This is a genomic window from Alphaproteobacteria bacterium (genome assembly GCA_037200005.1).
GTDB lineage: Bacteria > Pseudomonadota > Alphaproteobacteria > UBA9219 > RFNS01 > JBBCGY01.
Genome location: JBBCGY010000001.1, coordinates 1 through 23947, shown reverse-complemented (window position 1 = coordinate 23947; position 23947 = coordinate 1). Strand labels below are relative to the sequence as shown.

Below are 23947 nucleotides of genomic sequence, written 5' to 3'. Positions count from 1 at the left end.
ATCTTTCTCTTTCACAAATGAACCGCTTCAGGCCGGTCTGACAGTTTGCCGAAGCTATGCCGTCGGGCCTGCCGCAGGAGCGGGCGCTGCCGGCGCCGAGCCCTTTGATCCGGGCCGCGACGGACCCGATTTTTCCTCGATCGTGGCGAGAAGCTGGCGCGCCGCTCCTTGGACATACCAATAGGGGAAGCACTCGGCTACTGCGGCGATGGCCGGGGTTTCCTGGATAACCGGAATAACCAATCGGGAATGGCGTTTCGCCATATCGTCAAGAAGATGAAGAGCCAGAAGGCGGTCATCATGGGTCGAGTTCGGTTCGGCGGCAACGTCGACGAGTCTCTGGGCCAGTCTCGGCGCGTCATCGGGCGACACTTTCTCGGCACCGGCTGTCTTGATTTGCCGTATATAGCCCGGCAGCCGGTTCGAACCGTTACGCGCGCCGCAAAGGGCATCAATGATGGTCGGCATTGGTATAGTCTGCGTGGCCGCAGTGCTTTTTCCAGTGTCTTTTCCCATAATTTTCTCTCCTTAATAAATGGATGCATCGAAATAATCTTGGCTCAATACTTACGCCGCTTTGTTTTCTCCGCCATAGCGGGTCTTGACGTAATTATCGACGATCACCTGAAACTGTTCGGCGATATCCTCGCCGCGCAGCGTGACGCGCTTCTCGCCGTCGATGAAGACCGGCGCGGTCGGCTGCTCGCCGGTGCCGGGCAAACTGATGCCGATGTCCGCATGCTTGCTTTCGCCGGGGCCGTTGACGATGCAGCCCATGACCGCGACGCTCATGCTTTCGACGCCCGCGTACTGGGATTTCCATACCGGCATCTGCTCGCGCAGATAGGACTGGATTTTTTCCGCCAGCGACTGGAACACCGTGCTGGTGGTGCGCCCGCAGCCGGGGCAGGCCGTGACTTGCGGCGTGAAGCTGCGCAAGCCCATGGTCTGCAAAATCTCGGTGCAGACGATGACTTCCTGCTCGCGCGGCTCGCCGGGACGTGGGGTCAGAGAGGCGCGGATCGTGTCGCCGATGCCGTTTTGCAGCAAGGCGGAGAGCGCGGCGGTGGTGGCGACGATGCCCTTCGAGCCGAGGCCCGCTTCGGTGAGGCCGAGATGCAGCGCGTAATCGCAGCGCGAGGACAGCTCGCGATAGACCGCGATCAAATCCTGCACCCGGCTGACTTTGGCGGACAGCACGATCTGATCCTGGCGCAATCCCGTGCGCCGGGCGGAGGCGGCGGATTCGAGCGCGGAGACGACCAGCGCCTCGCGCAGCACGGCGTCCGCGCTCCACGGTTCGGGGCGGGTGGCGTTCTCGTCCATCAGCCGGGCGGAAACTTCCTGGTCGAGCGATCCCCAATTGACGCCGATGCGCACCGGCTTGTTGTGCTTCACCGCGCATTCGATCATCTGCTCGAACTGCTTGTCGCGCTTCTGGCCGAAGCCGACATTGCCGGGATTGATGCGGTATTTCCCCAAGGCCTCGGCGCAGGCCGGATGATCGGCGAGCAGCTTGTGACCGTTATAGTGGAAGCAGCCGACCAGCGGCACATCGCAGCCCATTTTGGCGAGCTTGTCGCGGATATAGGGGACGGCGGCTGCCGCTTCGTCGATATTGACGGTGATGCGGACGATTTCCGAGCCCGCGCGCCACAGGTCGAACACCTGCTTGGCGGTGGCGTCGGCGTCTTCCGTCGGCGTGTTGGTCATCGATTGCACGACCACGGGCGCGCCCCCGCCGATAACGATGTTACCGACGCGAACCGCTTGCGTTTGACGGCGCTTAACTTCAGCCAAGGCGACCATGCTGCCTAATCCTTATTTTTATAATAAACCGATACGGCATTATTAACCGTTGCGGCCCTTAAGGACAAGTTTTTCCGGCTCTGCCGCTCATGGCCGTTTTTAGGTTTCCTAACCGCCCGGCGCGAAATTTTGGCGCATAGGGCTGAGGCCGATCATGAAAATGTCCAGATTTTCTCTGTACGGCTCCGTCGCCGTATTGCCGAACAGCCGGTCAAACTTTATGTCCGAATTCGGCGCGCTGATTTGCGAAGCGAAAATCACCGCCGAGTTGTGGTGGTTGGAGACATAAAAATCGCTGGCGCCGCTATTTTCCTGCCACAGATATGTAGCCGCGCCGATGCGGTTTTTATTGGCCCGGTATTCCTCAGGCTCAATCGTCACCCAATCGATCCGGTCGCCATAGGTGTGGATCAGCGAGCCTGCGGCGGGCGCGACTTCGGCGGCGGGATTGGCGGCATGCTTGCGTCCGACATGCGGCGTGACGACCGTAATGGCGGCTCCGGCCTTGAACAGGGCTTCCATCGAAAGCACGCGGCCCAGAACCGTATCGAGCTGCGCGGGATCGTCGCGCTTCGCGTCCGGCATCGCGCCGTCGGGCACGGTTTTTCCGGGCTGCATGGCATAGCGGAAATGCTCGCCGTAATTGCCGTGCGCCACTTCATAAATGAAAACCTTCGCGGCGTCGTCATGACCTATTTTTTTATAGTCGCTGACATGATCGGCGATGCCGACGCGCGCAATATCGTTCGGATTGAACAGCAGAGGCGTCAGCACGCCTTGCTCGACGAAAAAGGTGGCGTAACCCAATTGGCCGCGATTCCTTTCCTGCGGCCATCCATTGACAAGATGGCCCGCCATTTCAAATTCGACTTGACGTTGCGCCTCGACGACTGTGATGCGTTGCTGCGGTTCTTGCGACATGTTTTCCCCTAATGCTCGTTACGTCAATAAAATCAATTTTTGCCTTATGGCATCGGGAATATATACCCGCCATCCGGCAGGGCTGGCAAGGAATTCCATTGTTTTCACAGTATGAACTTGGCGGCGCGAGGCGAATAGCCGTCAGCCGTTGGTTAATTTCTGGGCCGGTGCGCGAGCCTCCGCGCGAGCTTGACGCTGAGCATCCCGCAAGGTCGAAGCCCCTATCGTTCGCGCGGGCCGCGAAGGCGCGGCGGATTCGGGAGGCGGATTATTTGCGGAAGATGGCGGGGCGTTCTCTTCCTGGCTCCACGTACCGCTCCTGGCCTGCTGATAAGGAGATTCTTCATAAAGAACGCGGGTCATGGCACACCTTTGTTGCACATATTGGGTAATAAGTTGCTCTGTCTAAGGGTATAAATAAGTTTCCCGGAACACAAAATCAAGCAAAAAATTGCATTCTCGACGCAATTGTTCGCTCGCGAAATGCTATAGCTTTGCGCACCATGTCCGCTTGCCCGAATCAGAATCAAATTACCGTTATGCTTCCCCCCGACGCGGCGGGGCAGCGGCTGGATCGCGCGCTGGCGGCGCATTTGGCGGATCAGGGTTATTCGCGCAGCCGCATTCAGCAATTGATCGCGCAAGGCATGGTGCGCGTCGGCGGCGTTATCGCGACCGACGCTTCCGCCAAAGCGCGCGAAGACATGACCGTCGAGATCACGATACCCGCCCTTCTTTCCGCAAGTCCCGAAGCGCAGAAACTGCCGCTCACGGTCGTCTATGAAGATGACGATCTGCTGGTCATCGATAAGCCGCCTGGCATGGTGGTGCATCCCGCGCCGGGCAATCGCGATCATACGCTGGTGAACGCGCTGCTGGCCCATTGCGGCGCGAGTCTGAGCGGCATCGGCGGCGTGGCGCGTCCCGGCATCGTGCACCGGCTCGACAAGGATACCAGCGGCTTGCTGGTCGTCGCGAAGCATGACCGCGCGCATCAGGCGCTGTCGGCGCAATTCGCCGACCGCAGCCTGAGCCGCACCTATATGGCCTTCGTGTGGGATTTGCCGAAGCCCGCGCAAGGCTTCTTCGACACTTCCATCGCCCGCGATCCGCATAACCGGCAGCGCATGGCGGCGCGCGCCGGGGGCAAACCCGCGCTTACTTATTATAAGACCACTGAAACCTACGGCACGCTCGCGGCGCTGGTGACATGCAATCTTGCGACGGGACGGACGCATCAGATCCGCGTGCATCTCGCCCATAACGGTCATGGCGTGATCGGCGACGCCTTATATGGCCGTCCTCGCCGTGGCGAGGGCGCGCTGATGCGGTTACTCCGTGGTTTCCCAAGGCAGGCGCTGCATGCCGCCGCGCTGAAACTGCGGCATCCCGGCACGGGCAAGGTGATGGAGTTCACGGCATCATTTCCGCCCGATCTTTTTATGCTGCGCGGCGAATTACGCGCGCATTTCGGCCATAAAAGGTGATATAGTCAGCCCGTTTGAAAACCCGCAAAAGAGTTTGTTTGCGGGTTTTCGAGTTGACGTAATATAAAAGAGATCCATGGCCAATATCGCTCCCAATCTTCCCGTACCCGGCGCCGACGGCAATCTCGCGCTTTATTTCCAGGAGATCAGGAAATTTCCTGTGCTGGAGGCGGGCGAGGAATACATGCTGGCCAAATCCTGGCGCGAGCATGGCAATCTCGAATCCGCGCATAGGCTGGTAACCTCGCATCTGCGCCTGGTCGCCAAAATCGCCATGGGCTATCGCGGCTATGGATTGCCGCTTTCCGACCTGATCGCCGAGGGGAATGTCGGCATGATGCAGGCGGTCAAACGCTTCGATCCCGAAAAAGGATTCCGGCTTTCGACTTACGCGATGTGGTGGATCAGGGCGTCGATCCAGGAATATGTGCTGCATTCCTGGTCGCTGGTGAAGATCGGCACGACGGCGGCCCAGAAACGTCTTTTCTTCAATCTGCGCAAGCTCAAGCGCGAGATGAGGGCCATCGACGGCGGCGCGCTCAGTCCGGAGCAGGTGGCCGCCATTGCCAAAAGGCTCGACGTGTCCGAAAACGAAGTCGTGTCGATGGAGCAGCGCATGAGCGGCCCCGATTCGTCGCTTAACGCGCCGGTCGCGGCCGACGGCGAAAGCGAGTGGCAGGATTGGCTGGTCGACGACCGGGACGACCAGGAAACCAGGCTCGGCGAGGCGGAGGAGCTGGCGCGCCGGAAACGCATGCTGGTATCGGCCATGACGCGGCTCAATCCTCGCGAACGCGCCATCATCACGGCGCGCCGGATGCAGCAGCCGCCCGCCACGCTCGAGGAATTATCGCAGCGGCACAAAGTAAGCCGCGAGCGCGTGCGCCAGATCGAGGTCCGGGCTTTCGCCAAGCTGCAGGATCATGTCCGCGCGCTCGCTTTGCCGGAGGACCGGATGCTGGCTTCGGATAACGGCAGCCCATGATCGGAAAGGCTTAGAGACCATCTGAAAAGCCATGATGCCGGGCTGCAAACCACGCTTTTCTGCGCTTCCGGTGCTCACATATGTTGAATATGCTGCGCTCCGGTTCTCGAAAAGCATGGTTTTCGCCACGGCCTGATGACTTTTCAGATGATCTCTTATTCCAGAGAAATAAAAAATCCGGTCGATGCCATATGGATTTTTTATGCGGCAGCCGTAGTACTCTCGCCTGAATCTCCCGCAGTGTTAAATTTTCCTCAATAAAAAATCCATAGTCGGCGGATGGCTTGTTTATGCGCATTGTTATACATTGGCCGCTATCTTTTCGCGACTTCAGGGAAAGAGATATGAAAATACGGACGCGCCGCCAAAAGCTCCCGCAAGCCGCTTTGGGATGGCTGTTGACATTGCTTGCCAGCCCGGCATCGGCGCAAACCATTGATTATTTTGATTTATTGCCTGAGCAATTGCTGAAGGCCGAAGTCATTTCGGCATCGAAAAAATTAGAGAAAGTGTCGGACGCGGCGGCGGCGATTTATGTCATTTCAAGCGAGGATATCGTTCGCTCGGGAGTGACGACTATTCCCGACGCGCTGCGCATGGCGCCGGGAGTCGAAGTGGCGCAGGCCGATTCCAATTCCTGGAATATTTCCATCCGGGGCTTCAATAACGGACTGGCCAATAAGCTTCTGGTCATGATCGACGGCCGCACGATCTATAATCCGCTTTTCGCCGGAACCTATTGGGAAGCCCAAAATCTTTTGCTCGAGGACATCGATCGCATCGAAGTCGTGCGCGGACCGGGGGGCGCCTTATGGGGCGCCAATGCGGTCAATGGCGTCATCAACATCATCACCAAACATACCAAGGATACCCAGGGCAACATGGGCAAGGCGCTTTACGGCAACATCGAGCGCGGCACGTATGCCGGACGGCATGGCGGCTCGTTCGGCGAGGATGGAACTTATCGCATATACGGCCAGTATTCCGACCGCGACTCCTATCCGTCGACAAGCGCGCCGGGCGATGCGAACGATAAGTCGAGAGGCTGGCGCAGCGGCTTCCGCACCGATTGGGGCGACGATTTCACCTTGCAGGGCGACGCCTATCAGACCCGCGACAAGCAGACGGATAACCTGTTTTCCCTGACCGCGCCCTTTTCGACGCCGATGCCGGTCACCATGAATTACCAGGGCGCCAATTTGTTGGGGCGGTGGAAGAAAGATTTTAACGATAATTCGCTGCTGACGGTGCAATCCTATCTCGATTACGCCCATCGCAACGACTCTCCTGTGCTGCAGGACAATCAATATACGCTGGATGCCGAGGCGCAATACGATCTGGCGCAGCGCGGCAGGCATGCGCTTACCGTCGGTGGCGGCTATCGCAGCATCAGCGACGATGAAAAAGGGACGGGGGTCGTGACCTTTAAGCCTTCCAGCGACACCTTCAATTTCTTCAACGTCTTCGTCCAGGATAAAATCACGCTGCTGCAGGACGAACTGTTTCTGACGCTCGGCTCGAAATTCGAGAATAACGATTATACCGGCTTTGAATACGAGCCGAACGCCCGCCTGCAATGGCAGGCCGACCAGCGGCAAAGCGTCTGGGGAGCGGTGTCGCGCGCGGTGCGCACGCCGCGCCAGCTGGAGCGCGACGTGGATTTCGAGACCGCCGCAGGGCCGGGAACCCAGATTACCCTGACGGGAAACAAAGACTATAATTCCGAGGAGGTGATCGCCTACGAGGTCGGCTACCGAAATCAGATCAGGGACGATCTGTCCCTCGACGCCACGGCGTTCTATAACCAGTATGACGATCTCGCGGTCATCACCGCGCTGCCGTCCGTTCCCGTGAATAACGGCGTCGATCCGCCCTATTTTCTCACGCCGCTGATTTTCGAGAACGGCATGAAGGGCGCGACCTGGGGCGGTGAAATCGTCTCGACATGGTCGGCCCGCAAGAACCTGACCCTGCATGCAAGCTACGGCTTTCTCGCCATGTCGTTGAGCCCGCAGAAAGGCATAAGCTCCTTCATGGACGAAGACCTGTCGCCCAAGCACCAGGTCAAGCTGCGTTCGTCATGGAATATCGCGCCGGACTGGGCGCTCGATACCTCGGTTTATTACGTTTCTCCCCTCAAGCAGGACAGCGTCGCTTCCTATGTCAGGCTCGACATGAATTTGGGCTGGCGCGCCACCGAAAATATCAGGTTCAACCTCGTCGGCCAGAATCTGGTCGGCGCGCACCGGGAATTCGGCGCCGCCAACGGCCTGAACGCCGCCGAAGTGCCCCGAAGCGTTTTCGGAAAGCTGACATGGCAGTTTTAAGAGCCAGCACCCGGTTCGGCTTCATTTCATGCTGCGTCGCTTTCGCGCTGCTGCTGGCCGCGCCCGCGCGCGCGGAGGAAAGCGAAGCCGTGAAGCTGCAGGAAAACAAGATCAAGGCGGGCCTGATCTATAATTTCCTGAAATACACCAACTGGTCTTCGTCGGCAGGCAACAATCTTCGCGTTTGCCTGCTGGGCGGTGATTCGTTCAGCGGCGATCTCGATCCTCTGCGGGGGCGCACGGCGCAGCAATATGTCATCGATATCGCCTATCAGAGCGACATAGCCGAAACCGGCGCGTGCAATCTTATCTTCATCAATCGCAATCAAGAGAAAAATCTTCCCGAACTTTTGCGGACGCTGCAGGGGCGAAACATCCTTACGGTCAGCGATATCGACCGTTTCACCGAACGCGGCGGCATGATCGAGCTTTCCAAGGGCGATGATCGCCGCATTCATCTATACGTCAACCGGCAGGCCATGGCCGCGGCGGGCATCAGCATCGAAGACCGCCTGGTCAAGCTGGCCGAATTGGTGCGCCAGCCATGAGAGGGTCCAGCGCCTCTATCGCCACGACCTTGCTCGCGATTATCACGGCGCTCAATCTCCTGATCGCCGCGCCCGTCGTTTACAATGTTTATCAATCATGGGGCAGCTATCGCAAGGTGCAGACGCTTCAGAGCGTCGCGGCGGTCGCCAATCATCTTCTCGAAGTTAAAAAATTCCTGTCGCTGGAGCGGGGGGCCTCCGTGGCCATTATCGCCGCGCCCGAAGAAGCGACCCCGTCCTTGCTCGAAGAATTGCGGGAGAATCGCCGCCAAGCCGACGCCCTTCTTGGCGAGACATTGGGCATAGTGCGGCAAACCATGACTTCCGACTTGGTTGTGCCGATGGAGCGGGTCGAAAAGAGTTACGGCGATTTGCGGCAGCTCAGAAAGGAATTGGACGGCGCGCTGGAACGCGCCCGCCTCGCGCCGAAGCCAGAACGCGCCGATGCAAAACGCGAATCGTCCGCTTATCGCAAAGCGGAGGGCAATTCACGCTCGACGCGCAATCATTCGGGCAACGCCGCCTCGAAGGATGCCGTTCCGGAGAAACCGAAAAACCCGCGAGACTCCCCGTTGCCGGGAAGATTTTTCGCCGCGTCGACGGCCTTCATTACCGATATTCATACGCTGAACGAGAATTACACGCTTCCTTATTACGATCTTGACGCCGAGATCAGCAAGCAATTGCGCTTCTCCCATGTCGTATGGCAAATCAGCGAATACACCGGCCGCGAATACGCCTTGCTCGGCGAATTGATCGTCGAGAACCGATTCGCGCCGCCCGCCATGCAGGAGGAATTGTCGCTCTGGCGCGGGCGCGTCCGTTATGCCTGGGAGCTGGTTCACGACGCCGTGCTGAACTATAAAATGCTCGCCGAAGTCAAGCCTATGATGGATGAGGCCGAGACCCATTACTCGATCACCTTCGACCGGATCAAGGATATTTTCCGCCAGCCCGCGACGGGTCTCGTCAATCCCGATTATCCGATTACCATTCAAATGTGGCTGGAGCTCGCCTCGCAGGCGGTCGATACGCTGCATACGATGAATGACGGCGTCATCAGGCTCAACCAGTCCTATATCGAAAAGATCAAGCAGCAGGCGATGCAGGATATCATGCTCTATCTGCTTTTATTCGCCAGCACGCTCGCGCTCAGCTTCATGTCATGGCGGCTGATTTCGCGCCGCGTCGTCTATCCGGTCAACGCCATGGCCAACGCACTTTACCGGGCGACGCAGGGCCAATATGACGAATTGCCTCCGATCGCCTATCAGCATGACGAGATCGGCAAGCTGGCGAGCGCGCTTCATGTCTTCCGGGACAATGCGCGGCAGCTTCATGAAGAGCGCGACAAGGCCCAGGCCGCCAATGTGGCGAAAAGCGAGTTTCTCGCCAATATGAGCCATGAAATAAGAACGCCGATGAACGTGGTGCTGGGCCTGTCGCATATTCTCGCCAAAACCACGCCGCTCACCGACCGTCAGGCCGAGTTCATCAAGACGCTCCGGCTCAGCGCCGAGGCGCTGCTCGCGATCATCAACGACCTGATGGATTTTTCGAAAATAGAGACCGGGGGATTCGAGCTGGAAAAAATTCCCTTCGATCTTTTCGGCCTGATCGAGGAAATCGTCGCCCTCATGTCGGTCAAGACCAAGGAAAAGAAGCTGGAATTCGTGACCGATATCGGCGTGCTCAAAGGCAAGGAATTCACCGGCGACCCGACGCGGGTCAGGCAGGTTCTGACGAATATCTGCGGCAACGCCGTTAAATTCACCGAACGCGGCTCGGTGACGCTCAAAGCGGAATGGGCGCCGAATCCACAGGGCGATCATGCCGATGTTTTTATCACGGTGACGGACACGGGCATCGGCATTCCGCCGGGCAAGATCGATTATATTTTCGAGAAATTCACCCAGGCGGATTCCTCCATCGGACGCAAATACGGCGGCACCGGCCTCGGCCTTGCCATCGCGAAGACTTTCGCGGAAATGATGGACGGCAAAATTACCGTGACCAGCGTCGTGGGCAAGGGATCGGTCTTTACGGTGCAGCTGCCGCTGCCGGTCAAGCCGCAGGATCCCGCCGTGCTGGTGGAGGAAACTCCGCACGCGGTTAACGGGAGAGCCGATAGAAATGACAGGCGCATTCTCATGGTCGAGGATTTCGAGCCGAACGCCATGGTGGCCGGCGAGTATCTCAAGGAATTCGGCTTCGATTTCGATTTGGCGGAAACCGGCTTCGATGCGATCGAGAAGGTCAAGCGCCGCAAATATCACGCCATCCTCATGGATATCCAGATGCATGGCCTTGACGGCTATAAGACGACCGAGGCCATACGCCGCTTTGAGAAGGGCATGCGCCGCGAAGCGTCGCGCATTATCGGCATGACGGCCCATGCCTTGCCCGGCGACAAGGAAAAATGCCTAGCCTCCGGCATGGACGATTATCTCCCGAAGCCGTTCAATCCCGAAGATTTGCGCGCGAAGCTGGTCACCGGGAAAAGCGCGGACACGCAATAATCTACCGGAAGATGGCCGGGAAATGCCGCCTCAGCGCCGCATCGATCGCGGCGACGCCCGGATTCTTGCCAAGCTCGGCGAGCGAGGTGACGCCGAAGCCCGGCAATCCGCACGGCACGATGCCGGTAAAATGCTCGAGGTCGGGATCGATATTGATCGCGATGCCGTGAAACGTGATCCAGCGCCGCACCCGCACGCCGATGGCGGCGATCTTTTTCTCGGCTCCATCGGAGGCGGGGACCCATATGCCGACGCGCCCTTCGCGCCGCTCGCCTAGGACGCCGAATTCCGCGAGCGCGCGGATGATCCATTCTTCGAGCCGCCAGACATGGGCGCGCACGTCCCGGTCGCGCCAGGCGAGATTCTGCAGCACATAGGCCACGCGCTGCCCCGGCCCGTGATAAGTATATTGCCCGCCGCGCCCGGTGGCGTAAACCGGGAAGCGTCCGGGCACGCGAAGATCGCCGGGCGTGGCGCTCGTGCCTGCCGTATAAAGCGGGGGATGTTCGAGCAGCCAGGTGAGCTCCACGGCCTCCTCGGCCAGAATCGCCGCGACGCGCTCCTCCATGAGCGTGTGGGCCGCGGGGTAATCCACGGGTTCGGAGCTGATTTTCCATTCGACGGGAAGCATAAGGTTAATCTAGCGCCCCTGTAATTTATCCGCAAACCGCTTGATCGGGGGTAGGGCGTCTGGTAAGCCTGTGCTGCCTCGAAGAGTGTGCGGTCGTGGCGGAACTGGTAGACGCGCAGCGTTGAGGTCGCTGTGGGAGAAATCTCGTGGAAGTTCGAGTCTTCTCGACCGCACCAGCCTTCGCGAGCGCAAGCGAGCGAAGGCTGTCACGCCGTAGCCCGAAGGGCGAAGGCGGACTGGTTCAAATATAAGGACATATAACGAATGGCAAAGATTGAACCGATGCGCACTTTACCGTCTGCTCCGTCTTCGCCCGCCTATTATCCGTCTCCCGAAGGCGAGGCCGCTTATCTTGGCCTTCTCGATTATGTGCTCCATAACGGCGTCAAGCGCGACGATCGCACCGGCACCGGCACTATCGCCAGTTTCGGACATCAGCTAAGGTTCGATCTGCGCAAGGGCTTTCCGCTGCTGACGACCAAGAAAGTCCATCTCAAATCCATCATTCACGAGCTGTTGTGGTTCCTGCGCGGCGACACCAATGTGCGCTATCTGCAGGAGCGCAAGGTTTCGATCTGGGACGAATGGGCCGACGAGAACGGCGATCTCGGCCCGATCTACGGCCGGCAATGGCGCGATTTCGGCGGCGAGAGTCTGGGCGCTGGCAACGGCGTCGATCAGATTTCGGAATTAATCGCCCGCCTCAAGCGCGATCCCAACAGCCGCCGCCATCTCGTCTGCGCCTGGAATCCTCTGGCGCTGGCGCAGATTTCCAAGTCGCCGCCGCCATGCCACGCGCTGTTCCAGTTCTTCGTCGCCGACGGCGCGCTGTCATGCCAGCTTTACCAGCGCAGCGCCGATCTGTTCCTCGGCGTGCCGTTTAACATCGCCAGCTACGCGCTGCTCTTGATGATGGTGGCGCAGGTCTGCGATCTCAAGCCCGCCGAATTCGTTCACAGCTTCGGCGACGCGCATATCTATTCCAACCATATCGAGCAGGTGAAGACCCAGCTCGCGCGCGACATTCGCGCCGTTCCCAAAATGACGCTGAATCCGGCGCGGACGTCCATTTTCGACTTCGCCTACGAAGATTTCACGCTGAGCGATTACGATCCGCATCCGGCGATCAGCGCGCCGATCGCGATTTAGCGTGGCGGTCATCCTCATCGCCGCCTGCGCGGGCAAAAAGCAAGTCATCGGCGATCACGGAAAATTGCCGTGGCATTTCCCGTCCGACCTGAAATTTTTCAAGCAGACCACGCTTGGTCATGCGGTGGTAATGGGCCGCAAGACTTACGATTCGATCATCGCGCAGTTCGGGCGGCCCTTGCCCGGCCGGCGGCATCTGGTGGTGACGCGTGATCCCGCCTATCAGCCTCCGGGTGCGCCGGAGGGAACGCAGGTTTTCCATGACATTCCGTCCGCGCTCGCCGCCGCGCCGCCGGGCGAAGATGTCTTTATCGTCGGCGGCCAGCAGATTTTCGAGCAGACTCTCGATCGCGCCGACCGCGTGCTGCTCACCCATATCGACAAGGATTATGAGGGCGACGCCTTTTTCCCGCCGCTCGACCCGGCGGTGTGGCGCTTGGCCGAGGAAAAGCAGCTTACCGAAAAAGACACGCTGCTGCGCTTTTGCGTTTATGAGCGTTTTTCGCAAATCCCTTCTTGATTTCGCCGCAATCAGGCGCGAAGGTGCGGCCATGCGGCATATCTTTCTCATCGCGGCGCTTCTGGCGCTTGTTTCCTCTCCGGCGCTTGCGGCGCGGTCGCGGGTCGATGACGCCCGCTCCATCGTCGAGGCCGAGGATTATATCAACGCAAGGCGCACGATCGCGTCGAAATTCATCCAGACCACCGATGACGGCCAAACCGTTACCGGCACGCTGCTCATCAGCCGTCCGGGCCGGATGAATCTGTCCTACGACACGCCGCTCAAGGATTTCATCATCGCCGACGGCAGTTTCATCTATATGTGGGACGGCGAGCTTGAGCAAAGCACGACTATTCCGCTCGGCGGCAGCCTGGCCGATTTGATCCTGCGCGAGAATCTTCGTCTCGACGGCGATGTGCGGGTGACGAATATCAAGCATGGCTCGAAGACGGTCGAGATCACCGTGGCGGAGGCGAAAAACCCGGATGTCGGCACGATGACTCTGCTGTTCGAGACCGAGCCTTTCATCCTTCACGGCTGGCGCGTGCAGGATGCGCAGAACCGCACCACGACCATAGCTTTGCAGGGCATGCGCGAGGGCGTCGATATTCCGGAGCGGAGTTTCCGTTTCATCCCGCCGAAGCTGGGCAAGTCGACCAAGACCGACAAGCCGATCAACAAATAGTTAGCTGGTGATGCTGAACAGGCTGTCGCTGCTGCGCGGGAATCCCGCTTCCGTATTGCGGTAGGCGCGCTGGCTGGTCGCCGCCGCGGAAGAAGCAATCTCCTTGCCGCCATATCCCACCTCATTGGCGGAGAGCAGAAAGCCGACGACATGGTCCGCGAGGTTGGGACGAGCGGTTTGATCGAGCGCGCGCGGACGGGGCGCCGCAAAAGAAACATTGGCCGCCTGCGGCAGCACGATCGGGCTATAGCCGACAATGACGAAGCTTTCCGGCTGGGCGCTTCGCCCGGTGACGCCACGCGAAGCGGGCAGGGGAGCGATCCGTTCGGCCTGTTCCCGTCCCGCGCCGCCCACGCCGAAACCGGCGCTATTGCCGCCAATATCGTCCCGCCCCGGCAAAGGCAGCGGGCGAAGCGCGGAGGTCTGTTCAACGGCTTGAGAAAGGCTCATACTTTATATTCAGCCAATTGGTTGCGGAAACGAAATCAGCCAGTGATTCTATGGTCTCCGTCTTATCAAAATTCCATAGAATTGTATCTAATCCGTAAAGTTTTAGGAGAGTCCGTTCCTAATGCCCTCCGTAGCCCTTGAATGACGATTATTTATGGATTTTTACTGCCCGGTAAGGATTCATCAATGATTGCAGTTGCCCCGTCTCTGCGGTATCAAGAACAATCTGGATATATCTCTTTGATTTGGCAGGAGGTTCATATGTGCCGCCGGTTCCTTTCCATAATAACAATAATAACAATTCTGGGAACGACGCCCGGGGCGCAAGCCGCTGATTTGGCCAAAGCCTCACCCATGTCTCTTGCGGGGATCGGTTTTGACGATCCCCCGCTCCCTTTGCCTGTCGCCCAGAATTTCAATATCGCGCTGCAAACCGCCGCCGGCGAGCTGGGACGGCAGTGCGGCGCCATCGAGGCCTATGGCTGGAAGATGGCGCAGAACGAGCAGCAGCGCGTGAATGTCATATTTACGACGACGGTGGAGCATCTGCGCGAGCAAGGCTATACGGTCGAACCGCAAGCGCCCAAGTCGATCTCGGCCGATATAACGGTTTTTTCCGCGCGCCGAACCAATAAGGAATTATTGGCCATGTGGTCCGCCGGAGATCTCGGGCTTGTGCTGCTTCTTTGCGAGATGCCGCCTGCGGATCAAGCGGCGGCGAAGGTCGGCGGTTCCGTCACGGCCGCGCCCAAGCCCGCGGCGAAGAAAGCCGACCTCAAAAAACCCGCCGACAAGAAGACCGCCAAGAAAAAGATGCCCGCCGCCGCGCAAGCGAAAAGCGCCGCGCCGGCTATAGCGCCCGCGCCTCAGCCTGCCGAGGACGCCGCCATTCCCCTGTCGGCTCCGGATCCGGCTGCCGCGCTGCAGCCTTTGCCGCCGGTGACGGAAGAAAAATACGCAATTCCGTCAAGCGATCAGCCTGCCGCGAGCGGCAGCGTAGCGCCGTCCCCACCGCTTTCTTCAGGCGGCGATAATATGGCTTCGCCCGCTTCGGGCAGCGACAACGCGGCGCCTCCAGCCTCCGGCGTTCCATCGCCGCCATTGTCGGCAACGACCGAAAACGCAGACCCGGGCACGCCGCCCCTGTCGGGAGAACGCAAGCCTGAATCGACGCTGGTGCCTCCGGCCTCGATGACGGCGACGGGCGGACCGTCGTCTCCGGCTGATGTTGTCGTGCCGGTCATGCCGTCATCCAAGGACGACATGAGGCCGTATCGTTGATTCGAGGGCCCTATGCGCTCTCTGCGCGGTGCCGAACTAGTAATCGCAAGCCATAATCGCGGCAAGATCGCCGAGTTTTCCCGCCTGCTTGCGCCGCTTGCCGTCAAGCTCGTTGCCGCCGCCGATCTCGGCTTGCCGGAGCCGGTCGAAGACGGCGCGACTTTTTCCGCCAATGCAGAAATCAAAGCCCGCGCCATCGCCAGGGCCAGCGGCAAAATCGCCCTCGCCGACGATTCCGGTTTGGCGGTCTCGGCGCTCGGCGGCGAACCCGGCATTCATTCCGCGCGCTGGGCCGGGCCGGAGCGCGATTTCGGCTTTGCGATGCGCAAGGTCGAGGACGCGCTCGCGGGGCAATCCGACCGCGACGCGAAATTTATCACCGTTCTGGCGCTATGCTGGCCGGATGGCGCATGCGAATTTTTCACCGGCGAAGTCGCCGGACAACTGATATGGCCGCCGTGCGGCGAAGGCGGTTTCGGCTATGACCCGATTTTTGTGCCGGACGGCGGGAACCGTACCTTCGCCGAAATGACGGCGGACGAAAAAGCGCGCTTCTCTCATCGCGGCAAGGCGTGCGGCGCTTTCGTGAAGCGATATATGGCTTGAGAATTAGGGGCAAGCCCCTTGCTTAATAACCAAAAATCATTCGGGATATTGTTGCCTGCAAGCGGCTGTTAGATTCTTGCTAAAAGATATTTATGCGTCGTATAAGCAGAGATAATTCATATTTTGAAAGGAAAGATCATGCCGAAAGCAAGCATAGTAAGAAAAGGCCTCAACAAAACCCGGAACTGGGACGGGCTGCAAGCCATCGCGAAGGCCAATGCGGCCATCGATAAAGGCCGGGATGGCATGGGGATGCTGGCGGAAGCCGCTGAAGAACTCGCGGGATTCATGAGTACGCCGGAGCAGCGATTCTCCGATAGAATTTTTAACCTCGCCATATGGACGGAAGCACTTCTCACGATGGCGGATCATTTGGGCAATGATCCGGATTATGCGCCGGCTGCGGTTAATGCGGCGCGTATCGCTCTGCACATCACCGATACGTCCGGCGGCGCGTTTTGCCAGCAGGCCGGAGAGCGCATTCTCACCCATGCTCCTGCTCTCGCCAAAATTGATCTCGAAGATGCCAGGGATGCCTTAATGGAGGCGCGGTCTATGCAGCGTCATGGGCCTTTGATCGAGAAAATAGATGCGGCTCTGAACACGCTCAGGCCTCGTATCGAAGAAAACGGAGTCCGCGCGATTGCCGGCCGTTTTGTCGACAAGCACGGGAAAAAGCCAACATTTGGCTGATTGGTTCAGGCGCTTTTCTTGGCCTGAACCGGCAATGCCGCCAGCGCGCGATCAATATAAATCCCGGCCTGTTCCGGCGACAGCCGCTCGCGCAGGATTTTCTCGCTGACACTCGCCGCCAGATCGATCGTGGCGCGGCGGACTTCCGCGACCGCCGCCGCTTCCGCCTGAGCTATGCGCTCCACGGCCTGCTGCTCACGGCGGGCCAGCGTTTCCTGCAGTTCTTTCGCCGCCGCCGCGCGCATGGCTTCGGCCTCGCGTCCGGCCTGGGCGATAATGGTTTCGGCCTCCCGGATGGCTTCCTGCTGCTTTTGCTTATAAAGCGCGAGCGTTTGCGCCGCTTCCGCCTTGAGCCGTTCGGCCTCGGCCAGCGCGTCGCGGATTTTGCCGATGCCGCCGTCGAGCCATGCCAGAATCGGCGCGCGCCCGAACTTGACCGCTATGACGAGAAACAGCAGCAGCGATACGCCGCTCCAGAAATAGGGATTGTCGAGAAGCTCTTTCATGCCGCGCTCCCGGCCGTCCGCTGCATGGCGTCGATAGCGGATTCGATGGGGGATGCGGCGCGAAGGCTTTCGTCGTCGATCAGGCGCGCCAGCATGGCGGGAACGACCTCGATCGCCGCGCCGCGCACCTGGCCGAGCGCCTGCTCGCGCATCGCGGCGATCCGCTTGTCGGCTTCGGCGAGTTTCGCGTCCAGCGCGCCTTGCTGCTCCGCCGTCTGCGCGGCGGCCTGCTTCTGCGCGGCCTCGATGATCGCGGCCAGCTTGCGCTGCGAATCATGCCGCGCCGCCGCCAGGGATTTCTCGTAATCCGCGACGATATGCTTGGCGGCGTCATTGGCCGCAGCCGCTTCCGCGAGGTCGCCGGCGCGCTTGGCGTGACGGGTTTCCTGCACCGCGCCGACTTTCGGCAGCGCGATAGTCTTCATCAGGAAATACAGAATGCCGAAGGCGATCGCGAGCCAGAATATCTGCCCCGCGAAATGTTCCGGCCTGAGCTGCGGCAAAGTCCCGCCGCCGGCATGATGCTCTTCCTCCGCCCATGACGGAAGAGAAGCAACCATGACCGCGAGGGCCCAGAATGCTTGCCGCAGAACGCGCATGGGAAATCCGATCAGCCGACTTTGCCGATCAGAAGGAACGCCACCACGAAGCACAGCAGCAGGACGAGTTCCGTCGCCGCGAAGCCGATGAAGCCGATGCCGTTGAATTTCGGCGCGGCGGCGGGGTTGCGGGCGATGGCGGTGATCCAGGATGAGAACAGATTTCCCATGCCGATGCCGACGCCGAAAGCGCCGATCATCGCGATGCCTGCGCCCAGTAATGCGAGTGAATTATTTTCCATGGTCGTCTCCTTGGGGTTGAGGTTGAATTGTTTAGTGTAATTCGAGGGCGTCGTGCAAGTACACAGAAGTGAGAATCGAAAAAATATAGGCTTGGATGGCGGCCACGAACAGTTTGAAGCCCGTCAGCATGACCGTCAGCACGAAAGGCAGCGGCGCGAGAGCGAGCTGCATGATGGATGGGCTATGACCTTCTTCGCCGAACAGCCCGGCAATCGCCATGGTCGCGATCATGCCCGCGAAAACCTTCAGCAGGATGCCTCCTGCCATCATATTGGCGAAAAGACGCACCGAAAGGCTGAGCGGCCGCACGCAGAAGGAAATAAGCTCGACCACGAACAGGAACGGCGCCAGCCACCAGGGCGCGCCCTTGGGGATGAACAGCGAGAAGAAATGGAAACCGTGCCTGACGAAGCCCGTGACCGTGACCGCCAGGAAAACCAGGATCGCGAGGGCAAAGGTTACGATGATGTGGCTGGTCGGCGTGAAGCCGTACGGGATCATGCCCAACATGTTGGCGAACATGATGAAGACGAACAGCGAGAACACGAAGGGAAAATAAGGCTTCGATTTATGGCCCGCCGTCTGCTCGACCATGTTGGAAATCATGTCGTGCAGCGATTCCACCAGCATTTGCAGGCGTCCCGGAACGACCGCTTTCGGTTTCATGCCGATGAGGATAAGGCCGGCGCTTACGGCGACGGCGATGAACATGAACAAGGCCGCATTGGTAAACGACAGATCCATGCCCGCCACATGAGGAAGCGGAATGAGGGTCTTGATCTCGAATTGCTGAAGCGGCGAATGCGCTGCCATGCCTAGTTCCCGTCTGTATCGTTTTCTCGCGGCCGCAAGCCGACCGCGCGGTCAATTCCCATCGTTGTTCGCCACGCATTGGCGGCTCCGGCGATGAACCCGGCGAAAAGCCCGATGAGCATGCCCCAGGGCGACGTGTTCGCCGCGCCGTCGATCAGCCAGCCCAGGCCGATTCCCGCCAGAACCGCGCCCATAAACTCAAAGCCGAGACGGCTTGCCGAATAGGACTGTCCGACGGTCATCGGCGCCTCCGTCATGGGGTCTTTTTCATGACGGGCGCGCTCGATTGCTTCTCCCAGATTTTGCAGCCGGTCGCGGTCGCTTTGATTGAAGTCCGTCACGACCGCTCTCCACCGGGAAGTTGCGGGCAAAGTAGGGGGAGGGGTGCCATGAGTCAAGGCGGGAATGTCGCCAATTTACGGCGCACTCGGCAGATATTCCTTGATTCTCGCGGCCATTTTGGCGGGGTCGGTGCCGTCGGGGAAGACTTCCAGGAATTTTCCCTCGCCGTCGAGCAGGAAAATCTGCGACGAATGATCCATCAGATACTGGCCGCCGCCGGTCGATTCGGCGCGCTTGTAATAAATTTTGAATTTCTTGGCGATATCGGCGATTTGCTCTGGGGAACCGGTCAATCCGATAATGTTGCCGTTAAACTGCGTGACGAACCCCTTGAGCTGGTTCGCCGTGTCGCGTTCGGGGTCTATGGTGATGAATAGCAATTGCACCCATTGCGCGTTCTGGCCCAGCGCGTCGAGCGTCAGCGACATTTCCTGCAACTTGGTGGGGCAGACATCGGGACAGTAAGTATAACCGAACGTGAGCAGCAAAAACTTGCCCTGAAAATCCTTTTCGGTGACCCGCTGGCCGAAATGGTTTTTCAGGACGAACGATCCGCCGATGGGAGCGTCGTTGTCGGGGTCGGCATGAGCCTGGGATTCGGCCTCATAGCGTTTCGCCTGCTCGGTCTTGCGCTTGTTCTCATGCGTCATGCTGAAATAGCCGACGACGACCGCGATGGCCAGAACGACGAATATCCAATTAAACCGCGAACCCATGCTGCCTCGTTATTATTGATTGGCCGCGTCTTAAGACGCAAGGAAGCCGGGAAACTCTAGACGAATCTGGCGGGCTATGTAAACAGCCGCGTTAAGCCTCGTGCAGCTTCAGCGTCAGGCATTTCGCCGTGCCGCCGGATTTCAGGAATTCGCCCAGCGGTACGAGATGCGGCGTAAAGCCCGCCGCGCGAAGTTTATTCCGCAGTTCCGGCGTGGCGTCGTTCATGACGATATGGCCGTCGAGATCGACGGCGTTGCAGGCGAAGCTGAACGCGTCCTGCTCGCCAACCTCGATCAGCTTTTCCGGCGGCACCACTTCCGCGATCATGCGCAGGGACTCGGCATCGAAAGCTTGCGGATAATAAAGCAGATAGCCGCCGCCGAGGGGGCATAAGCAGGTATCCAGATGGTAAAAAGACGGATTGGCCAAACCCAGCCTCACGATACGGTGCGGCAGGATTTTTTCCAGGATATTGGCGGCGCGAAGGTCGCTGCGGAATCCCGAGCCGACCCATAAAATATTCTGTTCTCTATCGAACAGCGCGTCGCCCGCGCCCTCGAAGCTGATGTCTTTGGGCCAGTCGGCCAGACGGAACCCGTTCGCGCTAAACCATGCCGCGAAATGCGGCGTTTCCCCCTGGCGCTCTTTCAGGCGGAAATGGCTGACGACCGCGATGTCGCGCCAGACCAGGCCGGCATTGGCGGTGAAGACCAGGTCGGGCAGGCCGGGCTGCGGCGGAACCAGGGCGATATCCGCGAGGGGTTCGATGGCGGCGCATAAATTCCGCCATTGGGCGAGCGCCAGGCCGGGCTCGGCCTTGCCTTGGTTATTCTCCATCCATGGATTGATGACATAATCGATGTTGAAGTAGTCCGGCGGACACATCAGAATCTTTTGCCGCATGGTCTCTTTCGCAGAATTTCCCAGAATGATGCGAGGGGCGGTGCAGAACCCGCCATCATTTTCCCGCTATCTCAAAATAAGAATAGGGCCATAAAGGCCCTATTCGCAATGCAATAACGGCTCAGGATTTAGTTTGGCTTGTACTCTTGCCCCACGAGACGGCGATAGGCGGAGCGCGACATATTGGCAACCCCGCCGCCCTTCTCGATGGTCTGGATTCGGGTCGCGAGCTCCGGAACGGTCAATTCAACCGTGCGCTGGGGTTCGGAAGGAGCCTTGAGGGCCGCATAAGAAACCCGCTCCGCTTTGTCGCCCGTCGCCGGCACCACATATTCTTCGCTTATGGCAGGCTTGGTAGAAAATATGGCCCGGCCCGTCGCGCCTTTGCCTTCGGTGCGGAAAGTCCAGAAAACATCGCTTTCATAGACCCGATCATCGATGTTGGCAGGGATCAATTCGGACATTTTTATGCTCCTAGAGTTTAGATCATATCAATTGAAGATTATTATAAAGCCAGTTTCATGAAACTAAATTAAAAAATGCGCCGCAAGCAGTACGGCGCATTTTTTGAGCATGATGACGTTAATAATCGTTAACGCCGTTGGAAAGGCGGCAGCGTCATGCCCACTTCCTGGGCGGCCCGGACGATGCGTTCGCCGATCGAACCCACGCGCGCCGCGGCGGGCGCGAAGCCGTTTTGGGTGCGGCGGATCGCAGCCAGGGTTTTGTCGAGAGCCACCAGATTGGTCTGATTGGTCATGGCAACGAGCCTGTCGAGGGTCTCGTCTCCAGCCGCGACAAGCGGCCTATATTCGGTTCCATGCGCCATAACCTTGACCTCGAAATGAGTAAAATGTCTGCTTCGTTGATGGCTTAACCTTAACAGTGATTCTTAAAAGACCAGTTAATTAAGGCGCTTCGTTAGCGAGTAAAGTCCGCAGGAGTTTGCGAGCTTACGAAAGCCTTACCCCGGACAAGGCGCGCCTTGGCGCGCCGCGATCCGGGGTCTGGCGCAACCAGCGCCCTTCAACCACTCTCCCCGGCGCTATTGCTGAGAAAAACGGGATTCCCGCTCGCCCTGTCACTCGCAGGCGAGTGCCACGGCGTCGGGAATGACGGCTATTCCAAACGGCTATTCCAACAGGAGTCGGACTCAAGCGCATGAATCTTGAGAAACTATTAACGCAACTGATTTAAACTGCGATTATGGTCGAAATCGTCAAAGATACATATCGGACTGCCGTCAACGGCATGATGGCCGCGGGCGAGCGCGTTTCCGCCGCGGCCAATAAAATCGCCAATCTTCCGGTCACGGGCGGCGATCCCACGGAGAGCCTGCTGCAAATTAAAGTGGCCCAAATCGAACAGCGCGCCAACGCCGCCGTCATCAAGGCTCAAAGCGAAAATGAGCGCCATCTGATGGATGTGATCGCTTAGAGACCGTCCTTCTCGACAGGGAAGCGGGGTTTCGCTAATAAAGCGGCATGTCATATTTTGGGCAATTATCGATGGGCTATCTTTTGGCCGAGGCTTTCGACGACACGAAAGATTCTGCCGTGAGAATAGAATTTCTCAGGACTTTGGCCGAAGTCCTGCCGCGCCACCCCGCTATTGCCACGCCGAGGCTTGCCGCCAGCGTTTCGCACGCCGCCCTTTACGAAACAAGAACCGAAGTCCGGGAAGCCGCGCTGGAAATCGTCGCCCGCCTGGAAAGGCTCGGCAAGGAGAATGGCGAGGCTCCCGGCCAATGCCTGATATGGCTGACCCGCGCTTCGGCCGTCGCCCAGGCGCATGGCTATACGGGGCCGGAACCGCATGAGCGTCTGATGTGGATGACATGCGGTTTGCGCGAGCTGCCGCGCCCTGACTTCTAGGCTGTCAGATGGCGCGCCAGAAACGCGCCGCCTTTTTCCAGGCTTTCGGCGTCGATGCTGTGGCCGAGGGCGGGGCGGGTTTCGGTCACGACCGGCACGCCGAGATTTTTCAGGCAATGCGCCGAAGCGGGCATGGCCGGATAGGGAACCACCGTATCCATCATGCCATGCACCAGCATGACCGGCGGGCGCGACTTGATCTCGCCCGAAAGCCATTCCGCGCCGACCAGGGCGCCGGAAAAACCCAGCACGGCGGCGACCGGCTGCGGACGGCGAAGCCCGACATGCAGCGCCATCATGCAGCCTTGGGAAAAGCCCACCAGCGCCAGTTGCGCGGGCGCGATCTTATAGGCCTCAAGCTGCTGGCCGATAAATTCGTCCAGCACGGGCGCGGCGCGCAGCGCGCCGTTGTAAAGCGCCTGCGGCGACCAGTCCTCGAGGCCGAACCATTGAAAGCCGAAGACCGCCATCTCGCAGGGGTTCGGCGCGTCGGGGCTGATGAAAACCGTATGCGGCAAATGCGCCGACAGCGGATCGGCGAGGCCGATCAGCCCCGCGCCGCTATCGCCGAAACCATGGATAAGAATAACAGCGGAGCGCGCCGTGCCCCCTGCGCGCGGCGGCTTGATCTGACAAGAAAGCGCCATGGCTATTTGGCGGGCGCGGGCGGCAGGGCGGAGAACGTCACGCGCGCGTGCTGGGTCAGTTTCTGGCCGCGTTCCATGGACTGGTCGCTGGCGGGGGCGAATCCCTCCGTGCTGCCCGCCATGGTCTTCATCATCATCGGCATGGGCGGCCGCCCCATCATCGGCATCATGCCGCCGGTGAAATCGATGGCTCCGGCGCGGTATTGACGGTTCGGAAACGCGGCGTTCAGCGCGGCAAGCTGATCGCCGGCCTGCTTATAGAGATCGGCGCGCAGCTTGGCCTTGACGGCTTCAACCTCGGCCAGCGTCGGGTCGAAGGCGATTTCCGCGACCGTGAGCTGCATGCCCGCCTTGCTGGCTTTCTTTGCCGCGTCATGCAGGCCGCTCAGCTGATTTTCCGGCAGGCGCGACTCGAAGCTCGCATTCCAGCGCTCGAGGCCGGTCTGATCCTCGCCGCGCGAAAAATTGGTCAGCCGCCATTCGGCCTTCGCCACGTCGCTGACCGCCTTCAGCATATCGGCGCGCATCGTGCCCGCCGCGTTGCTCGCCACGGCGGCATCGACATTCACCGTCACGCGCGCGGTCGTCGTCGTCACCCAGGCTTCGGCGTTCAGGTCGAGCGCGACGTAATCGTCGGGCTTGAAGTCTTCGGCGAATGCCGGAACGGCCATGAAAGCCAAAAGAGCGGAAAGCAGGAAGAGATTACGCAT

At 59.4% G+C, this 23947-nt stretch carries 29 protein-coding genes and 1 tRNA gene; 14 read left to right on the top strand and 16 right to left on the bottom strand.

All coding sequences use genetic code 11. The features are described from left to right. Nucleotides 1-54: 54 nt before the first annotated feature. From WDO70_00150 to WDO70_00140, 3 genes are all read right to left on the bottom strand, one after another. Nucleotides 55-468, bottom strand: a complete 414-nt coding sequence (locus WDO70_00150; protein MEJ0061637.1) for a hypothetical protein — start codon at nucleotides 466-468, stop codon at nucleotides 55-57. Nucleotides 469-567: 99 nt separating this feature from the next. Further along, nucleotides 568-1809, bottom strand: a complete 1242-nt coding sequence (gene ispG / locus WDO70_00145; protein ID MEJ0061636.1) for a flavodoxin-dependent (E)-4-hydroxy-3-methylbut-2-enyl-diphosphate synthase — start codon at nucleotides 1807-1809, stop codon at nucleotides 568-570. Nucleotides 1810-1917: 108 nt separating this feature from the next. Further along, the gene (locus tag WDO70_00140) at nucleotides 1918-2730 is read right to left on the bottom strand and encodes a hypothetical protein (GenBank protein ID MEJ0061635.1); all 813 of its coding nucleotides are present in this window, start codon (nucleotides 2728-2730) and stop codon (nucleotides 1918-1920) included. A gap of 539 nt (nucleotides 2731-3269) precedes the next feature. On the opposite strand from WDO70_00140, the gene WDO70_00135 reads away from it, so the two are divergent. The 5 genes from WDO70_00135 to WDO70_00115 all read left to right on the top strand — a co-directional run bounded on the left by WDO70_00135 (nucleotide 3270) and on the right by WDO70_00115 (nucleotide 10596). Then, nucleotides 3270-4217: an RluA family pseudouridine synthase gene (locus WDO70_00135; GenBank protein ID MEJ0061634.1), complete on the top strand. Its 948-nt coding sequence runs from the start codon at nucleotides 3270-3272 to the stop codon at nucleotides 4215-4217. 76 nt (nucleotides 4218-4293) lie between these two features. Continuing rightward, nucleotides 4294-5202 carry an RNA polymerase sigma factor RpoH gene (gene rpoH / locus WDO70_00130; protein MEJ0061633.1) on the top strand — a complete coding sequence of 303 codons (909 nt, stop codon included), beginning with the start codon at nucleotides 4294-4296 and terminating at the stop codon, nucleotides 5200-5202. A 344-nt stretch (nucleotides 5203-5546) separates the two neighbouring features. Then, nucleotides 5547-7529, top strand: a complete 1983-nt coding sequence (locus tag WDO70_00125; GenBank protein MEJ0061632.1) for a TonB-dependent receptor — start codon at nucleotides 5547-5549, stop codon at nucleotides 7527-7529. Continuing rightward, complete coding sequence (locus WDO70_00120; GenBank protein ID MEJ0061631.1) at nucleotides 7517-8077, top strand: YfiR family protein; 561 nt, start codon at nucleotides 7517-7519, stop codon at nucleotides 8075-8077. The genes WDO70_00125 and WDO70_00120 overlap by 13 nt, the downstream gene beginning before the upstream one ends. Further along, the gene (locus WDO70_00115; GenBank protein MEJ0061630.1) at nucleotides 8074-10596 is read left to right on the top strand and encodes an ATP-binding protein; all 2523 of its coding nucleotides are present in this window, start codon (nucleotides 8074-8076) and stop codon (nucleotides 10594-10596) included. The genes WDO70_00120 and WDO70_00115 overlap by 4 nt, the downstream gene beginning before the upstream one ends. A gap of 1 nt (nucleotide 10597) precedes the next feature. Here WDO70_00115 and lipB read toward each other — a convergent pair whose 3' ends face one another. Next, on the bottom strand, nucleotides 10598-11227 hold the full coding sequence (gene lipB / locus WDO70_00110; protein MEJ0061629.1) for a lipoyl(octanoyl) transferase LipB: 630 nt from the start codon (nucleotides 11225-11227) through the stop codon (nucleotides 10598-10600). An 89-nt stretch (nucleotides 11228-11316) separates the two neighbouring features. Between lipB and WDO70_00105 the strand changes: the two genes are divergently transcribed. The 4 genes from WDO70_00105 (at nucleotide 11317) to WDO70_00090 (ending at nucleotide 13563) form a co-directional block, all read left to right on the top strand. Next, nucleotides 11317-11403 (top strand) — tRNA-Leu (locus WDO70_00105). Nucleotides 11404-11491: 88 nt separating this feature from the next. Then, nucleotides 11492-12376, top strand: a complete 885-nt coding sequence (locus WDO70_00100) for a thymidylate synthase (GenBank protein MEJ0061628.1) — start codon at nucleotides 11492-11494, stop codon at nucleotides 12374-12376. A 1-nt stretch (nucleotide 12377) separates the two neighbouring features. Further along, nucleotides 12378-12896 carry a dihydrofolate reductase gene (locus WDO70_00095; protein MEJ0061627.1) on the top strand — a complete coding sequence of 173 codons (519 nt, stop codon included), beginning with the start codon at nucleotides 12378-12380 and terminating at the stop codon, nucleotides 12894-12896. Nucleotides 12897-12927: 31 nt separating this feature from the next. Further along, a complete protein-coding gene (locus tag WDO70_00090) occupies nucleotides 12928-13563 on the top strand; it encodes an outer membrane lipoprotein carrier protein LolA (GenBank protein ID MEJ0061626.1) in 636 nt (211 codons plus the stop codon). On the opposite strand, the gene WDO70_00085 is transcribed toward WDO70_00090, so the two are convergent. Then, nucleotides 13564-14013 carry a hypothetical protein gene (locus WDO70_00085; GenBank protein MEJ0061625.1) on the bottom strand — a complete coding sequence of 150 codons (450 nt, stop codon included), beginning with the start codon at nucleotides 14011-14013 and terminating at the stop codon, nucleotides 13564-13566. It lies immediately after the preceding gene. Between the two features lie 354 nt (nucleotides 14014-14367). Between WDO70_00085 and WDO70_00080 the strand changes: the two genes are divergently transcribed. The 3 genes from WDO70_00080 to WDO70_00070 all read left to right on the top strand — a co-directional run bounded on the left by WDO70_00080 (nucleotide 14368) and on the right by WDO70_00070 (nucleotide 16593). Beyond that, entirely contained in the window at nucleotides 14368-15294 is a 927-nt protein-coding gene (locus tag WDO70_00080; GenBank protein ID MEJ0061624.1) for a hypothetical protein, read from the top strand. A gap of 12 nt (nucleotides 15295-15306) precedes the next feature. Beyond that, nucleotides 15307-15900: an RdgB/HAM1 family non-canonical purine NTP pyrophosphatase gene (gene rdgB, locus WDO70_00075; protein MEJ0061623.1), complete on the top strand. Its 594-nt coding sequence runs from the start codon at nucleotides 15307-15309 to the stop codon at nucleotides 15898-15900. A gap of 138 nt (nucleotides 15901-16038) precedes the next feature. Next, a complete protein-coding gene (locus tag WDO70_00070; GenBank protein ID MEJ0061622.1) occupies nucleotides 16039-16593 on the top strand; it encodes a hypothetical protein in 555 nt (184 codons plus the stop codon). Nucleotides 16594-16598: 5 nt separating this feature from the next. On the opposite strand, the gene WDO70_00065 is transcribed toward WDO70_00070, so the two are convergent. From WDO70_00065 to WDO70_00025, 9 genes are all read right to left on the bottom strand, one after another. Continuing rightward, nucleotides 16599-17099: a F0F1 ATP synthase subunit B gene (locus WDO70_00065; protein MEJ0061621.1), complete on the bottom strand. Its 501-nt coding sequence runs from the start codon at nucleotides 17097-17099 to the stop codon at nucleotides 16599-16601. Next, nucleotides 17096-17698: a F0F1 ATP synthase subunit B' gene (locus WDO70_00060; GenBank protein MEJ0061620.1), complete on the bottom strand. Its 603-nt coding sequence runs from the start codon at nucleotides 17696-17698 to the stop codon at nucleotides 17096-17098. Before WDO70_00060 ends, WDO70_00065 begins: the two co-directional genes overlap by 4 nt. A gap of 11 nt (nucleotides 17699-17709) precedes the next feature. After that, a complete protein-coding gene (locus tag WDO70_00055; GenBank protein MEJ0061619.1) occupies nucleotides 17710-17940 on the bottom strand; it encodes an ATP synthase subunit C family protein in 231 nt (76 codons plus the stop codon). A gap of 31 nt (nucleotides 17941-17971) precedes the next feature. Beyond that, nucleotides 17972-18754, bottom strand: coding sequence for a F0F1 ATP synthase subunit A (locus WDO70_00050; GenBank protein MEJ0061618.1), 783 nt, complete (start codon nucleotides 18752-18754; stop codon nucleotides 17972-17974). Nucleotides 18755-18756: 2 nt separating this feature from the next. Then, nucleotides 18757-19095, bottom strand: coding sequence for an AtpZ/AtpI family protein (locus WDO70_00045; protein MEJ0061617.1), 339 nt, complete (start codon nucleotides 19093-19095; stop codon nucleotides 18757-18759). Nucleotides 19096-19170: 75 nt separating this feature from the next. Next, complete coding sequence (locus WDO70_00040; protein MEJ0061616.1) at nucleotides 19171-19812, bottom strand: SCO family protein; 642 nt, start codon at nucleotides 19810-19812, stop codon at nucleotides 19171-19173. A gap of 91 nt (nucleotides 19813-19903) precedes the next feature. Then, nucleotides 19904-20716 (bottom strand): arginine deiminase-related protein, encoded by an 813-nt coding sequence (locus tag WDO70_00035; GenBank protein MEJ0061615.1) that lies wholly within the window; start codon nucleotides 20714-20716, stop codon nucleotides 19904-19906. Between the two features lie 128 nt (nucleotides 20717-20844). Then, nucleotides 20845-21180 carry a hypothetical protein gene (locus WDO70_00030; GenBank protein ID MEJ0061614.1) on the bottom strand — a complete coding sequence of 112 codons (336 nt, stop codon included), beginning with the start codon at nucleotides 21178-21180 and terminating at the stop codon, nucleotides 20845-20847. A gap of 128 nt (nucleotides 21181-21308) precedes the next feature. Then, entirely contained in the window at nucleotides 21309-21545 is a 237-nt protein-coding gene (locus tag WDO70_00025; protein ID MEJ0061613.1) for a hypothetical protein, read from the bottom strand. 377 nt (nucleotides 21546-21922) lie between these two features. Here WDO70_00025 and WDO70_00020 point away from each other — a divergent pair, with 377 nt between their 5' ends. Beyond that, nucleotides 21923-22153, top strand: a complete 231-nt coding sequence (locus WDO70_00020) for a hypothetical protein (GenBank protein ID MEJ0061612.1) — start codon at nucleotides 21923-21925, stop codon at nucleotides 22151-22153. A 71-nt stretch (nucleotides 22154-22224) separates the two neighbouring features. Next, nucleotides 22225-22590 (top strand): hypothetical protein, encoded by a 366-nt coding sequence (locus WDO70_00015; GenBank protein ID MEJ0061611.1) that lies wholly within the window; start codon nucleotides 22225-22227, stop codon nucleotides 22588-22590. On the opposite strand, the gene WDO70_00010 is transcribed toward WDO70_00015, so the two are convergent. After that, on the bottom strand, nucleotides 22587-23237 hold the full coding sequence (locus tag WDO70_00010) for an alpha/beta fold hydrolase (GenBank protein MEJ0061610.1): 651 nt from the start codon (nucleotides 23235-23237) through the stop codon (nucleotides 22587-22589). The genes WDO70_00015 and WDO70_00010 overlap by 4 nt on opposite strands. Before the next feature lie 2 nt (nucleotides 23238-23239). After that, the coding region (locus tag WDO70_00005; GenBank protein MEJ0061609.1) for a hypothetical protein at nucleotides 23240-23947 on the bottom strand (708 nt) is incomplete at its 5' end.